Source organism: Sphingobium sp. LB126, assembly GCF_002795205.1.
Taxonomy (GTDB): domain Bacteria; phylum Pseudomonadota; class Alphaproteobacteria; order Sphingomonadales; family Sphingomonadaceae; genus Sphingobium; species Sphingobium chungbukense.
In genome coordinates, this window is the sequence record NZ_NETV01000003.1 from 477,614 (window position 1) to 492,182 (window position 14,569).

Here is a 14,569-nt window from a genome sequence, read left to right on the forward strand (position 1 = left end):
GGCGAGAACCGCCGCATGCTCGTTCAACGGAGCCGGAGCGTAGTGGGCGCAGCCTGCTGTGAGCAGAACTAGGGGCCAAGCGGGACGGAACTTCACAGTGGCATCCTTCGCGGGATTCTGAGTTCTGCGACGAGGCCGGGATCGGCGTCGCCAAGGACCAGGCTGCCCCCGTGGACGTCCGCGATCGCCCGCACGAGGCTTAGACCGAGCCCGTGCCCCGGGGTCGAACGCGAAGCTTCAAGCCGCACGAAGCGCTGCTGGACGCGCTCATGTTCATGCGGAGGGATGCCGGGCCCATTATCCTTGACGCGAACGACGATCTGATCGGCTTGCGCGAATGCTGTCAGTTCGACCAAGGCTCCCGGCGGGGTATGACGCAAGGCGTTCTCGATAAGATTGATCGCCGCCTGGGCAATCAGTTCGCGGTCTCCCTGGACCCAAAGCTCAGCGTCGGTGCTGACAGAAAGGGTGTGGTGCAGATCCTCGGCCAACGGAATGTGGGCTTCGCCCAATTCCGACACGAGCTGTGACAGGTCGACTGGCTTGAAGGCTTTGCGTAGCCGGCCCTCTTCGAGCTCGGAAATCCGCAGGATGGCCTCGAACAGAGCCAACAGGTCGTCAGCCTGATCGACCGCTTCTTCCAGCGATGCGGGGTTCGTTCGGCAGTCGGGGTCCATGCGCATCGTCTCGAGATGATTGCGCAGCCGGGACAACGGTGTGCGCAGGTCATGGGCGAGATCGCCTGTCACCTGCCGCAAATTGGCGATCAGTCCAGCGATCCGGTCGAGCATCGCGTTGAGCGAGGCCGCCACCCGGTCGAACTCGTCACCAGCATCACCTACTTGCGCGCGCTGGCGGAGATCGCCGGCGATGATTGCGGCCGCGGTAACCTTGATGCCGCTCAGCCTGCGCCGGAGATAGGCCGCCAGCAATAAGGCACCGACGGTCCCGAGCAGCAACAGTGCCCCGATAGCGGTGGCAAACATTGTGAGGATCGTCCGATCGATCGCTTCGAGCGTTTCCAGGTCGGCGGCAACCACCAGGCGGTAGCCGCCGGGCAGCAAGGTTACCTTGGCGCGCGCCGGGTCCGGACCTTCCAGCGGATCGGCAAAGACAATCTGCTGCCAACCGGGAGCCGGCATATCCGTCTTGAGATTTCCGGCGATATGCCGTCCGTCGGGCGCGAACAATGCGTTGCCGAGCGAGATTGGTCCGGGACCATGAAGCTGCCTCATGGCTTCGGCAACGCCGTTGATCCCGTCGTCGCGATATTCACCACGTAGCGCGTTGGTTGTCTGTTCGATGCTGGTGTCGATCTGGCGTGATACGGCAGTATGGGTCGCGAAGAAGACCGCAGCGCCGAGAACCAGCAGAGCCAGCGCGTAGGCGAGGAAGGTGACCAATGCGATGCGGTTCGCCGCGCTACGCGGCAGCACTCTCATGTTGCCCGAATCCGGTAGCCGACGCCGCGCACCGTCTCGATTGCGTCAGCCTGCTGGCCTTCGTTGAGCTTGGCCCGCAACCGGCTCATGTGCGTCTCGATAATCTTCGTCTGCGGGTCGAAGTGGAAATCCCAGACACGCTCGAGCAGCATGGTGCGAGTGACGAACTCACCGGCATGGCGAATGAGTTCTTCGAGAAGGCGAAACTCGCGGGGGTGGAGGTGCACCAACTTGCCCTCGCGTCGAACCTCGCGCGCCAGCAGGTCCATTTCGATTCCACCGGCGGACAGCTTGGTCGTGACTGCGGCAGGTGCACTACGCCTTCCGAGCGCCTGGATGCGCGCTGCCAGCTCGCTGAACGCAAATGGCTTTACAAGATAGTCGTCGGCACCGGCCTCGAGTCCATCGACGCGATCTTCGATGCGCCCGAGCGCGGTGAGCATGAGCACCGGCGCGGTGATTCCTCCCGCGCGCAGCCGCTTGAGCACCGAAAAGCCGTCGAGCAGCGGCATCATCCGATCGAGAACGATGACATCGATGGCCTCGGTCAGCGCACAATGAAGCGCATCCTCCCCATTCGCTGCCGAGATGACATTGTGACCGAGTTCGCCAAGCCCGCGCTCGACGAATTGCCGCGTGTCCTTGTCATCTTCGGCAAGCAGGATGCGCATCACGGATCGGCTCAGTCCCTGGCGTTCAGCGGTTCGAACTTGTTCTCGACGATCTTGCCGGTGGCGACATCGACGCCGATTTCATGGATCCGTTGGCCCTGGCGGATGTCGAACGAATAGCGCAGGCCGCCGCCTTCACGCTCACGCTCGGCTTTCTCGACCCGGCCAGGCGCGGCATGGAGCGCGATCGCGCGCGCCTGCGCCATGGTGATGCCGACCGGTTTGGCTTGTCCCCCTTGGGGAAGAACAAGCGCCGAAGCGGCCAGCGAGAGGATCATTGCAAACTTCATCACGGATACTCACTCCTACTTACGTGCGGATGCACGCTCAGTGAGATAACCGCTCATAGCTCACACGACGGTTGAACTGGGGATACAATTTTGTAACCGAGGGTGCCTCAAGGCGAACTTCATTTGAAGAATGGCGTAGCCTTGCAATCGCTATGCTACAGCGCAGTTGCTGGCCACGCTGCTTCTCGGTGGGTCAGATCGCATGTGGGAATCAGGTCGCCGAAGGCTGCGGAGCAGTACTCTTTTGCCGGCACGCCCAAAAAGTCAGGCCTGCGCCGCCCAGTATCATTGGCACGCAAAGCCATTGACCCATGTGAAGCCCGGTTGCGGCGGCAAAGGCGACGAGCTGCTGGTCTGGCTCGCGAACGAATTCGACAAGGAAGCGGAAAAGGCCATAGCCGAGTACGAAAGCGCCGCACAGCAGCCCGGGACGGTGGCGCGCACTCGTGAAACGAAACAGACACCACAGCAGTACGAACAGAACCGGTCCTTCGAGCACCGCTTCGTAAAGCTGGCTCGGATGACGGGGCAAAGGGCCGGCGCCAGGAAAAACCATTCCCCAAGGCAAGCCCGTCGGACGTCCCCACAATTCGCCGTTCACGAAGTTGGCGAGGCGGCCCAGGAAGAGTCCGATCGGCGCGCACATCGCCACATAATCGATGATCCGCAGCCAATCGACGCGATGGCGACGGGCATAGACGATGATGGCAATCGCAACACCCAGTGCCCCGCCGTGGAATGACATCCCGCCTTCCCACAGGCGCAAGACATTGAGTGGATGGGCGAGGTAGGCACCCAGATCGTAGAAGAGGACATATGCAAGTCGCCCGCCGATCAGGATGCCTGCGGTAACCCATGTCACCAAACCATCGGCGTGCTCGCGTGTCATCGGGGCTCCGTTTTCGGCCAGTAGCCGGATCAGATAGAACCAGCCGAGAAGGATTCCGGCGATATAGGCGAGGCTATACCAGCGGAGTGCAAACGGCCCGATCTGCAGGAGCACCGGACTAAGATGAAGCGATGTAAAATAGATCGCGGTTGGGGCAGAACCCGCGAGACTCATGATGGCGGTCCGATTTAAGGGGATGGTGGCCCTTCGCATTTTTCGGACTCTCGCTCAAACGGTAATCTTTCGCATGTTCCCAGTCATTTCCGCTCCGGCTGGCGCCAGGACGCGTAGCCATATTTCCCATGAATGACCGCTTTTTGCGTCCCACCGGGCTTGTTTCGGTCGCGCGGCGTCTCTTTCGATCCAGCGAAGCGGGCTTCATTTTTCTCTCAGTTGGCGTCGGCATCGCCGCCGGGCTGCTCGCGGCTGTTCTCGGCGGCGTTACCCATGTTCTGCAATCCACGCTTTATCATCTCAATGCCGATGCTCGACTAAGCGGCCTCGCGACAATCTCGCCTATGCGATTGCTCGCCCTGCCACTTGGCGGGCTTCTGCTCGGGGCAATCGTCCTGCTAGTCCGCAATCGCAAGCGCACCGCTATCGACGTCGTGGAGGCCAACGCCCTTCATGGCGGCCGCATCCCGTTCCGCGACACGCTGCTCGTCTCTGGCCAGACGCTGATCTCCAATGGCTTTGGTGCATCGGTCGGGCTTGAAGCGGCCTACGCGCAGGCCGGGGGCGGAGTGGCATCGCTCATCGGCCAGTGGCTCAACCTGCGCCGCAACGATCTGCGCGTCCTGGTCGGTGCCGGGGCCGGCGCCGCAATCGGTGCGGCATTTGGCGCACCCCTGACCGGTGCTTTCTATGCCTTCGAAATCGTCATTGGCGCCTACACACCCGCCAGTATCGCGCCCGTCGTCGCCGCCACGCTTGCTGCGGTGATCACGGCGCGCACGCTGGGCGCAACCCCTTATCTCATCGCGGCAACAAGCAGCCAGAATCTCGCAACGGTCGATTACCTGCTCTACGCGGTACTCGGCTTGATCGCGGCCATGATCGGCATCGCGTTGATGCGCCTGGTCTCGCTCGCTGAGGCGGGCGTCCGGCGCACCAGCCTTCCGGAATGGTCGCGGCCCGTCCTTGGTGGATTGATCCTAATCCCGATCGCAATGATCTCGCCCCATGCGCTCTCCGCTGGCCACGGCGCCTTGCATCTAACGATCGGCGGGGAACTCGCGCTGGGCGCTCTCACGCTCATCTTCGTGTTGAAGTGCCTGGCATCGATCGCGTCGCTCGGGTTTGGATTTCGCGGCGGCCTCTTTTTTGCTTCGCTGTTTCTTGGCGCGCTGCTCGGCCAGATCCTTGCGGGCCTGTGGGCACTCATCCCCGGCGTAATCCCGCTGTCACCGGTGGATGCGGCGTTGGTCGGCATGGCGGCGCTTGCGGTCGCAGTCGTCGGCGGGCCGATGACGATGTCGCTTCTCGTCCTGGAGGCCACGCATGATTTCGCAATAACCGCGGTCGTCCTGACCGCCACGCTTTGCTCAAGCGCGCTGGTCCGCGAGCGGTTCGGCTATTCGTTCTCCACTTGGCGTCTACATCTGCGGGGCGAAGTGATCCGTAGCGCGCGGGATATAGGCTGGATGCGCTCGTTGACGGCGCGCAAGATGATGCGGACGGCACCGGCCACAGCCTTGCCGACCTTGTCGATGGCTGCCTTCCGGCAGCAATTCCCGTTGGGATCGACCAGCCGCGTTTTGCTTCAGGACGCGGCGGGCCACTATGCCGGCCTGGTCCCGACGGCAGCCGTTTTCGCAGACACGGGGGAGGGTGATCGACCGATCGCCGATCTTTCCATCCTCAAGGGCGTCACATTGTCACCCGACTCGTCGATCGGATCGATCATGGAGTGCTTTGACGAAAGCGGGGCGGACGACCTTGCCGTTGTCGACGCGGAAGGCCGCATACTGGGCATGCTGACGGAGAAATATGTCCGGAAGCGCTACGCTGATGAGATCGATCGCTCGCAGCGCGACCTCTATGGCGAAGATTAGCTTGGCTTCTTGAAGTGAATTGACGGTTCCCGACGGTCGCACACACGGTGCGAGTGGGGCCGGATTCGAATGACGCGCCTTCGCGGTGCTGGTCAAAGCTTCATTGATAGGGTAGGGGGGTATGCTATGGGACATTTGACCGATGGCAATGATGAGCTCTTGAATCGGGTGCGTCGCATCGCGGGACAGGTTGCGGCGATCGAGAAAGCGCTGGCTGCAGGGACAGACTGTACGACGACTCTGCATCTCGTCGCAGCCACGCGCGGCGCCATGAACGGTCTCATGGACGAGATCATCGAAGAGCATGTCCGCACCCATGTGGCGCACCCCGAGCTCGCGGCCGAGGATCGTGCCGCAGGGGCGGAAGAATTGATCGCGGTCATCCGCCGCTACGCGAAATAAGGGTGAAATAATGACGACGTCCCGCGATATTGACGCCTTTGTGCACGACCATGTGTATCTAGGGGCCTCTCACGACGATAACGCTCGCAGGACGCTGTGGGTTGTTGTGCTGACCGCTGTGATGATGATCGGCGAAATATTCGCCGGGTACGTCACCGGATCAATGGCACTCTTGGCCGATGGTTTCCATATGGCGACCCATGCTGGCGCGTTGAGTGTCGCGGCGATTGCTTATGCCTATGCCAAGCAACATGCGTCGAACCGGCGGTTCAGCTTCGGAACGGGCAAGGTCGGCGATCTGGCGGGCTTTGCCTCGGCGCTGGTGCTTGGCCTGATCGCGCTCGGGATCGGGATTGAATCGATCCTTCGGCTGTTCGAACCCATAAAGGTTGCCTTCGGCGAGGCGACTCTGATTGCCGTCACTGGGCTTGGCGTGAATATCCTCAGCGCCTTCCTGCTGTCGGGCAGCCACCACCACCATCATGGGCATGACGATCATGCCCACGACCATCATGCCCATGGCGGCGACAACAATCTCCGCTCGGCTTATGTGCATGTCCTGGCCGACGCTCTCACATCGGTATTGGCAATCGCGGCCCTTCTGGCAGGCCGCTACCTTGGCTGGGTGTGGATGGACCCCGTCATGGGGATCGTGGGAGCCGTCGTAATCGCCCGCTGGTCCTGGAGCCTGATGCGAGATACCGCCTCAGTCCTTCTCGACTCGACCGACAGCCATGTTGCCGAGGAAATACAGGGGTCGGTTCCGGCTCAGGGCGAAATGACACCCTAAGCCGATTGAGCCGCATACGCCTCATTTGAGACCATGCACCGCCAGATCATTGGCAATGAGCCCATTCCATTGCGTTGGCTGAGAGGGTTCGACCGGACTGCCGATGACACGCTCATCGCGCCAAGCCCAGTGCGTTGGCGATGCCGTGTCAAAAGTGAATCCTGGCGACAGCCACAACGGCGCTGCCAAGCGTGCATATCGGACCTCCGTGCGGCGCATAAGCCGAACCAAGCCTGAAGGTGTGCGTCGGAACACCTCTCGGCGTTTGAATGGCACGATGGGGTGCAGCGAAAGGCGATAACCTTTGCCTTCGAAATGGAAGCCTCGAAATGCGGGATCGTAATTCCACCGCTCGACGACGAGGACGTCGGATCTCACATCCCGTACTGCATCGTCATGCAAACACAGGCCCTCCCGCGCGAAATCCTCCAGTTTGTCCGAGAGTGGCGGAGGTGGGGGTGGAACTTCACGCCCAATTTCTGCGCTCGTGGCATACGTCGTCTGTAACCGCGTATTGTTGCATCCTGGTCCAATCGGCCCGAGCGAAAAGCGCCGTGCTGGGGTCGGGAGCGAGGCTTGCCTCGGCAGCACATCAAGCGGCACTTCAATAAAGCTTTTTGCCGTGCGCGAGAATAGGAGCCGCTGGCAGGTGTCCCAGCACTTGCCGGACGAACCCAAGCCTTTGTCGATTGCATAGGTGATGGAAAGACCTGCGGGCAATATTGGAGGGGTGCCGTGATCTTGAGCGATCAGCGCTTGTACGCGTCGTTCAGTGATTCCATTGGCCCACCATGGAATAGCGAAGCCGACCGCCAGCGGTAGTATGGCCGCCGCCGCCAACATTACCAAGCGCGGAGTGCCGCCTGACACTCTGCGCAGGATCATATAGGTTGCCAGCGTCGGCGTGAAATATATCCAAGCTCCTGGCGTGAGGCTCATCAGCCATGCCAAGGGAATGCCGATAAGTGTCAGCATGAGAAGAACGACAATTGCTGGCAGGAAAATTGCGCATCCGGCTCCTACCGTCATTAACAGCCATAGATAAAGAAGGCGCCGATCGACTACGTGCATTTTTATATCGGACTTCCGTAGTGGGATTGAGGTGACTAACTTTTAGGGAGGCAATCATACCGTCATTTCAAGATCATTTTTGGCATTGGGCCTGTTCCGGCTCACGATTGCAGCGACCGTATTCTTGCTCAGGCCAAGATCGCGGGCGATCCAGCGATAACTGCGCCCCTCTTTAACCAGCGCCAGCACCTTGGGCCCAAGCCGATCGGACTTGGGCCGTTCCCCCGGTTGCCGTCCGAGCTTGCGCCCGCGCGCCCGAGCTGCGGCCAAGCCGGAACGGACACGCTCGCTGAGCATGTCGCGCTCGAACTGTGCGATGCCGGCAAGCAAAGTGGCCATCATCCGCCCATGCGGCGTATCGACCTCGAACGTCATGCCGCTCATTGCCACTACGGACACGCGCCACCCGGACAATCGGTTCAGCGTGTCGAGCAGGTCCTGGGTGGATCGGCCCCATCGGCTTAGTTCGGTCACAAGGATCGCATCGATCTGGCGTGCCTGCGCCAGCTTCATCACCTGGTTACGTGCCGCCCGGTTCGCCTTCATGCCGGAGGCGGTCTCCCGGAACACTTCTACCACTTCATAGCCGCCCCGCTCGGCAAAGCCGGCAAGGTCGCGCAACTGCCGTTCACAAGACTGGTCGGCGGTCGAAACCCTTGCGTAGATGGCGGCGCGCTGTCCCAATTGAACCCCTCTCGATTTAGGCTTTGAAAACCCTTGATCCGCGTGGGGTCAATGTTGTCCAAAACAGACTTCTGATCAACTGGGACAATGCCTCATGCCGCGACGCCATATCCTGAGCGCCCGGCAGCGATCGGCGCTGCTCGACCTGCCGACCGACGAAGCATCCCTGCTCCGCCATTACATTCTGGCTGACGATGACCTGATCCACATCAACCGACGACGCAGGCCTGAGAACCGGATCGGTTTCGCGCTGCAACTGTGCGCGCTGCGCTATCCCGGTCGGATGCTGGCACCGGGCGAGATCATCCCCCTCGCAGTGTCTGCCTTCCTTGGTGCCCAACTCGGCATCACCGGCGACACGCTCCTTCGCTATGCTGTTCGCCGCCAGACGCGCCAGCAGCATCTGGAGGTGCTGCGCCGAAGCTACGGGTACAAGATGTTCTCCGGTCAGGGGGCGCCGGCCCGGGCGTTCTGCAACTGGCTGTTCGCCGAAGCCGAACAGGCGCGCTCGAATGACGATCTCGCCCGGCGCTTCATTGCCCGCTGCCGCGACACCATGACCATCCTGCCGGCAGTCACCACCATCGAACGGCTGTGCGCTGACGCGCTGGTCGCGGCCGAGCGCGGTATCGAGAGGCGGATCGCCGCGCGGCTCGGTCGCGTCGCCTGCACCCGGCTCGACCGGCTGACGACCGAGATGCTGCCGGGTGCGATCAGTCGCTTCATCTGGCTGCGCCGGATCGAGCCGGGCAACAATTCCGCCGCGGCGAACCGGCTGCTCGACCGGTTGGAGTTCCTGCGCACGATGAACCTCGGCGCTGACCTGCTCGCAGGCATCCCGCCGCACCGCGTCGCCCGGTTGCGCCGGCAGGGCGAACGCTATTTTGCCGATGGCCTGCGCGATCTGAACGCCGATCGGCGCCGCGCCATCCTCGCGGTCTGTGTTATCGAATGGGCCGCCACGACCGCCGACGCCGTGATCGAGACGCATGACCGGATCGTCGGCCGCACCTGGCGCGAGGCGAAGCAGCTGCACGATGCGCGTACTGCGGAAACCAGAGGTGCGGTCACCGCGACCCTGGACGGGTTCGCGGCGCTCGGCCGATCACTGCTCGACGCTCATGGCGACGGCGCATCGCTGGAGGATGCAGTCGCGCGCGCGGGATGGGACCGGCTCGACCGTCTTGTCGCAACGGCCAGGTCGCTGACCGACACGCTCGGCGACGATCCGCTGGCGCATGTCGATCAGGGGTATCACCGCTTCCGCCGGTATGCGCCGCGTATGCTGCGCTGCCTCGACCTCGCAGCCGCGCCGGTTGCCCGGCCCCTGCTCGACGCGGTGACCGCGATCGCCGCCAAAGGCGGGGTGCCGGCGGCCGACGACTTCCTGCGCCCGCATTCCAAATGGCGTCGTCAGCTGCGGTTGAAGGGCGGTGACGATGCGCGGATGCGTGAAGTCGCGGTGATGTTCCACCTGCGCGACGCGTTGCGCTCGGGCGACATCTGGCTCGAGCGCTCGCATCGCTATGGCGACCTGCGCCATGTCCTAGTGCCGATGACGGTCGCGCGTACCATGAAGCTGGCAGTCCCGTCCGATCCGCATGTCTGGCTAGCCGACCGCAAGGTCCGGCTTGCCGATGGCCTCGGCCGACTCGGTCGCGCCGCGCGCAATGGGACGATCCCGCATGGCAGTATCGAGGACGGCACGCTGCGCATCGACCGTCTCACCGCCGACCCGCCGGGCGGGATCGAGGAACTGCTGCTCGACCTGTACCGTCGCCTGCCGCCTGTCCGCATCACCGACCTGCTGCTCGAAGTCGATGTCGCACTCGGCTTCACTGAAGCCTTCACCCACCTACGCACCGGCGTGCCGTGCAGCGACCGGATCGGCCTGCTCAACGTACTGCTCGCCGAGGGGCTGAACCTCGGCCTGCGCAAGATGGCCGAGGCCTGTAATACCCATGATTACTGGCAGCTCTCCCGCCTCGCGCGCTGGCATGTCGAAAGCGAGGCGATCGACCAGGCGCTGGCGGCCGTGGTCGCCGCGCAAGGCGATCTGCCGTTAGCGCGGGTCTGGGGCATGGGCACCACCGCGTCCGCCGATGGTCAGTTCTACCCCGCCGCGCGACAGGGCGAGGCGATGAACACGGTCAATGCCCGCTACGGCAACGATCCCGGCATCAAGGCCTACACCCACGTCAACGACCGCTTCGCGCCGTTCGCGTCACAGCCTATCCCCGCGACCGTCAGCGAGGCACCCTATCTGCTCGACGGTCTGACGATGAACGAGGCCGGGCGGCGGATCGAGGAGCAGTATGCCGACACTGGCGGGTTCACCGACCATCTGTTCGGGATCAGCGCCATGCTCGGCTATCGCCTCGTGCTGCGTATCCGCGATCTGCCGTCCAAACGGCTGTACGTCTTCGATCCCGCTGTCACGCCGACCGAACTGCGCCCGCTGGTGGGCGGCAAGGCGCGTGAGGCACTGATCGTCTCCAACTGGCCCGACCTGTTCCGCTGCGCCGCCACCATGAGCGCGGGGCAGGTCGCGCCGAGCCGCATCCTGCGCAAGCTCGCCGCCTATCCGCGCCAGAACGACCTGGCCGCAGCACTGCGCGAGGTCGGGCGGATCGAGCGGACGCTGTTCATCATCGAATGGATCCTCGACGCCGGCATGCAACGCCGCGCACAGGTCGGCCTTAACAAGGGCGAGGCGCACCACGCGCTGAAGAACGCCCTGCGCATCGGTCGCCAGGGCGAGATCCGTGACCGCACTACGGAGGGCCAGCATTACCGGATCGCCGGCCTCAACCTGCTCACCGCCATCATCGTCTACTGGAACACCCTGCATCTCGGCCATGCTGTAGAGGCCCGGCGTCGCGAAGGACTCGATACCCCGGATCATCTGCTGGCCCATGTCTCCCCGCTGGGGTGGGCGCATATCCTCCTCACCGGCGAATACCTCTGGCCGAAGGATGCCGACGCTTAGGGTGTCATTTCGCCCTCAGCCGGAACCGACCCCAATACAGGATCTCGTTGAAGGGCCAGGCGATGTGCGTATTGCCGATCTGCATGTCTGGCGTGTCGGTCCCGAGGCCCATGCCGCCATCGTCGGAGTGGTCGGCAGTGCGGGGATCAATGCAGGGGTAATCCGCGACCGACTCGTGCCCGTCCATGAGTTGAAGCACCTGACAATCGAATGCCACTGACGAGGTTCCTGTGAAGTCGCCGTGCATAGACCTTTGCCGTTTCGATGGCACGACCGGGTGGTGTCGAGGGTGCGGTAGGTCCAAACCCGAATGCCGGGCATGGAAGAAGGCGCAGCCTCAACAGCAACGCAAAATTGCTGCCGATCTTCCGCGCCGGCTCGCGAAACTGGCGGGTCGCGAGTTGCAGAAATGAGCGCGAAGGCCCCGCGCGAAGATTAGATTCAAGATTCCAGATGCGTCAGGATCGGACATTCCGGCCGATTGTTGCCATGACAGCTCCTCGCCAGATCCATCAGCGCTGCTCGCATCGCATTAAGCGCGTCCGCCTTGCGGCCAAGGTCGGCTGCGCGGGACTCTGCCAGTGCCTTGACCTCGGCACTGGCGCGGGCCCGATCGGACCATAGATCAAGCAGCTTTCGGATTTCTTCGATTGGAAAGCCGAGGTCGCGGGCATTGGCTATGAACCGAAGTCGATGCACATCGACATCCGAGTAATCGCGATACCCACTATCCCGCCGCGCCGCTGACGGGATCAGGCCGATTTTCTCGTAATGGCGGATCATCCGCTGAGAGACCCCGCTCGCGTCCGATGCCGCGCCGATGTTCACAATGCCACCCGGTTGAGCCGCAATGCGTTCGTCACGACGCTGACCGAGGACAGTGCCATCGCGGCCGCCGCGATGATCGGCGAGAGCAGGATGCCGAAGATCGGGTAGAGCAGGCCCGCAGCGATCGGGACCCCGGCAGCGTTGTAGATGAAAGCGAAGAACAGGTTCTGGCGGATGTTGAACATCGTTGCTTCGCTCAAACGGCGCGCACGGACGATGCCGTTCAAGTCACCCTTCAGCAGGGTGACGCCGGCGCTTTCGATTGCGACATCGGTGCCCGAGCCCATCGCAATGCCGACATCGGCGGCGGCGAGCGCGGGCGCGTCATTAACTCCGTCGCCTGCCATGGCCACGATGCGCCCCTCAGCCTTCAATCGCGAGACCACATCGCTTTTCTGATTCGGCAACACTTCGGCTTCGACATCATCGATCCCGAGTTTCCGCCCGACCGCCTGCGCCGTTGTGCGATTGTCGCCCGTCAGCATCACGACCCTTATGCCCTCCTTACGAAGCGCTGCGATGGCCTCAGCCGTCGTTGCTTTGATCGCATCGGCAATGGCGAGGATCCCGGCTGGCTGTCCATCGATCCCGATGAAGATGGCGGTCGCACCGTCCTGGCGCAGATCGTCCGCCTGCGGCTCAAGGGCGCGAACCTCGATCCCGTTTTCTGACAGGAAGCCGGCATTGCCCAGCGTGATGCGCTTGCCATCGACCGTGCCAATCGCCCCCTTGCCGGTTGGGGAATCAAAGTCTGTGACTTGCGGAAGCACGCTTCCCCTGTCCTTGGCGGCGGCGACCACGGCCAGTGCCAGCGGATGTTCGGACGCCCGCTCCACGCCGGCGGCGAGCCGCAGCAGTTCGCTCTCCTCATAGCCGGTCGCGGGAACGATGCGGGTGAGCGACGGCCGGCCCTCGGTCAGCGTGCCGGTCTTGTCGACGACCAGTGTGTCGATCTTCTCCATCCGCTCCAGCGCTTCGGCATTCTTGATCAGCACGCCGAGCCCTGCGCCCCGGCCGATGCCGACCATGATCGACATCGGCGTCGCCAGCCCCAAGGCGCAGGGGCAGGCGATGATGAGGACAGCGACAGCGGCGATCAGGCCATGGGCCAGACGCGGCTCTGGCCCCCAGATTCCCCACACGCCAAAGGCAATGACAGCGATCAGCAGGACCGCGGGCACGAACCATCCCGCGACCTGATCGGCCAGGCGCTGGATGGGTGCCCGCGAACGCTGGGCGTCAGCGACCATCTGGACAATACGGGCCAGCATCGTGTCGCGTCCGACCTTCTCTGCGCGAATGACGAGGGCGCCGCTCTGGTTGATCGTTCCGCCGATAACCGCATCGCCCAGCGCCTTCGTGACCGGCATCGACTCGCCCGTCACCATCGACTCGTCGAGCGAGGATCGGCCGTCTTCGACCTTGCCGTCGACGGGTACTTTTTCGCCGGGCCGGACACGGAGACGATCACCGACGGCCACCTGCTCGAGCGAGACCTCTTCATCGTCCCCGTCGGCGCCAATGCGGCGCGCGGTCTTGGGCGCGAGGTTGAGTAGCGCCTTGATTGCGCCCGAAGTCCGCTCGCGGGCGCGCAGCTCGAGCATCTGGCCCAGCAGCACGAGCACGGTGATGACGGCGGCGGCCTCGAAATAGATCGCGACCGTCCCGTCCATCATGCGAAACGCTGCCGGGAATATCGAAGGGGCGATGGTTGCCACCACGCTGTAGGCCCAGGCCACGCCCGTGCCCATCGCGATCAGGGTGAACATATTGAGGTTCCGTGTCCGCACGGACGCCCACCCACGTTCAAAGAATGGCCATCCCGCCCAGAGCACGACCGGGGTAGCCAGCGCAAACTGAAGCCAACCAGATAGTCGGGGCGGCACAAGATTGTGCAGCGCCGGGAACAAGTGGCTGCCCATCTCCAGGACAAACACCGGGATGGTGAGCAGCAAGGCGATCCAGAAACGCCGGGACATATCCAGAAGTTCACCGCTCGGCCCAGTGTCTGCCGTCACAAGTTCCGGCTCAAGGGCCATGCCGCAGATCGGGCATGGCCCGGGATGATCCTGGCGGACCTCCGGGTGCATGGGGCAGGTCCAGATTGCGCCCGGTTGAGCGGTTGCCGCCTCCTTCTCACCCTCGGACAAGTAGCGCTCCGGGTCAGCGACAAACTTCGTGCGGCAGCCCGCGCTGCAGAAATGATAGTCCTCGCCGTCATGCGAGGCATGATGTGACGTTCCCGTCGGATCAACCATCATCCCGCAAACCGGGTCTTTGACGGTTTTCACGTCCGTGCCGCCACCGTGCTTGCCGGCGCAGCAGCTATGGGCGCTCGAATTGCTAGCTGGAACAGGATCAGTCACAGGCTCGTCTCCTTATCGACGAAATGCAATCTGGGGTCTGACATCGTGTCAGGGTCAAGCCCGACATGCATATATTTTTGATGGCTGATTCTG

The 14,569-nt window shown here is 63.0% G+C and carries 13 protein-coding genes and 1 pseudogene; 6 read left to right on the forward strand and 8 right to left on the reverse strand.

Annotated features, from left to right (window positions below; translation table 11 throughout):
* Positions 1 to 92: 92 nt before the first annotated feature.
* The 4 genes from CAF53_RS23875 to lgt form a co-directional block, all read right to left on the reverse strand.
* Complete coding sequence (locus tag CAF53_RS23875; protein ID WP_100239807.1) at positions 93 to 1,442, reverse strand: HAMP domain-containing sensor histidine kinase; 1,350 nt, start codon at positions 1,440 to 1,442, stop codon at positions 93 to 95.
* Positions 1,439 to 2,113, reverse strand: a complete 675-nt coding sequence (locus CAF53_RS23880) for a response regulator transcription factor (protein ID WP_100239808.1) — start codon at positions 2,111 to 2,113, stop codon at positions 1,439 to 1,441. The genes CAF53_RS23875 and CAF53_RS23880 overlap by 4 nt, the downstream gene beginning before the upstream one ends.
* A gap of 11 nt (positions 2,114 to 2,124) precedes the next feature.
* Positions 2,125 to 2,403, reverse strand: coding sequence for a PepSY domain-containing protein (locus CAF53_RS23885; RefSeq protein ID WP_100239809.1), 279 nt, complete (start codon positions 2,401 to 2,403; stop codon positions 2,125 to 2,127).
* Positions 2,404 to 2,614: 211 nt separating this feature from the next.
* On the reverse strand, positions 2,615 to 3,466 hold the full coding sequence (lgt, locus tag CAF53_RS23890) for a prolipoprotein diacylglyceryl transferase (protein ID WP_242443610.1): 852 nt from the start codon (positions 3,464 to 3,466) through the stop codon (positions 2,615 to 2,617).
* A gap of 128 nt (positions 3,467 to 3,594) precedes the next feature.
* Between lgt and CAF53_RS23895 the strand changes: the two genes are divergently transcribed.
* The 3 genes from CAF53_RS23895 to dmeF all read left to right on the forward strand — a co-directional run bounded on the left by CAF53_RS23895 (position 3,595) and on the right by dmeF (position 6,538).
* A complete protein-coding gene (locus tag CAF53_RS23895) occupies positions 3,595 to 5,346 on the forward strand; it encodes a chloride channel protein (protein ID WP_100239811.1) in 1,752 nt (583 codons plus the stop codon).
* Positions 5,347 to 5,472: 126 nt separating this feature from the next.
* Positions 5,473 to 5,748 carry a metal/formaldehyde-sensitive transcriptional repressor gene (locus tag CAF53_RS23900; RefSeq protein WP_100239812.1) on the forward strand — a complete coding sequence of 92 codons (276 nt, stop codon included), beginning with the start codon at positions 5,473 to 5,475 and terminating at the stop codon, positions 5,746 to 5,748.
* A gap of 10 nt (positions 5,749 to 5,758) precedes the next feature.
* Positions 5,759 to 6,538, forward strand: a complete 780-nt coding sequence (gene dmeF / locus CAF53_RS23905) for a CDF family Co(II)/Ni(II) efflux transporter DmeF (RefSeq protein ID WP_157801357.1) — start codon at positions 5,759 to 5,761, stop codon at positions 6,536 to 6,538.
* A 21-nt stretch (positions 6,539 to 6,559) separates the two neighbouring features.
* Here the strand turns inward: dmeF and CAF53_RS23910 are convergent, their stop codons facing one another.
* Both CAF53_RS23910 and CAF53_RS23915 read right to left on the reverse strand, forming a co-directional pair.
* The gene (locus CAF53_RS23910; RefSeq protein WP_100239813.1) at positions 6,560 to 7,609 is read right to left on the reverse strand and encodes a hypothetical protein; all 1,050 of its coding nucleotides are present in this window, start codon (positions 7,607 to 7,609) and stop codon (positions 6,560 to 6,562) included.
* 54 nt (positions 7,610 to 7,663) lie between these two features.
* On the reverse strand, positions 7,664 to 8,293 hold the full coding sequence (locus CAF53_RS23915; RefSeq protein WP_100239814.1) for a recombinase family protein: 630 nt from the start codon (positions 8,291 to 8,293) through the stop codon (positions 7,664 to 7,666).
* Positions 8,294 to 8,387: 94 nt separating this feature from the next.
* Here CAF53_RS23915 and CAF53_RS23920 point away from each other — a divergent pair, with 94 nt between their 5' ends.
* From CAF53_RS23920 to CAF53_RS23930, 3 genes and pseudogenes are all read left to right on the forward strand, one after another.
* On the forward strand, positions 8,388 to 11,282 hold the full coding sequence (locus CAF53_RS23920; RefSeq protein ID WP_100239815.1) for a Tn3 family transposase: 2,895 nt from the start codon (positions 8,388 to 8,390) through the stop codon (positions 11,280 to 11,282).
* Between the two features lie 34 nt (positions 11,283 to 11,316).
* Positions 11,317 to 11,502: pseudogene (locus tag CAF53_RS28415) on the forward strand (cation transporter); the annotation flags it as partial.
* Between the two features lie 10 nt (positions 11,503 to 11,512).
* Positions 11,513 to 11,695, forward strand: a complete 183-nt coding sequence (locus CAF53_RS23930; protein WP_100239816.1) for a DUF1289 domain-containing protein — start codon at positions 11,513 to 11,515, stop codon at positions 11,693 to 11,695.
* A gap of 28 nt (positions 11,696 to 11,723) precedes the next feature.
* Here CAF53_RS23930 and cueR read toward each other — a convergent pair whose 3' ends face one another.
* Both cueR and CAF53_RS23940 read right to left on the reverse strand, forming a co-directional pair.
* On the reverse strand, positions 11,724 to 12,110 hold the full coding sequence (gene cueR, locus CAF53_RS23935; RefSeq protein WP_100239817.1) for a Cu(I)-responsive transcriptional regulator: 387 nt from the start codon (positions 12,108 to 12,110) through the stop codon (positions 11,724 to 11,726).
* Entirely contained in the window at positions 12,107 to 14,371 is a 2,265-nt protein-coding gene (locus tag CAF53_RS23940) for a heavy metal translocating P-type ATPase (protein ID WP_197707565.1), read from the reverse strand. Before CAF53_RS23940 ends, cueR begins: the two co-directional genes overlap by 4 nt.
* Between the last annotated feature and the right edge of the window lie 198 nt (positions 14,372 to 14,569).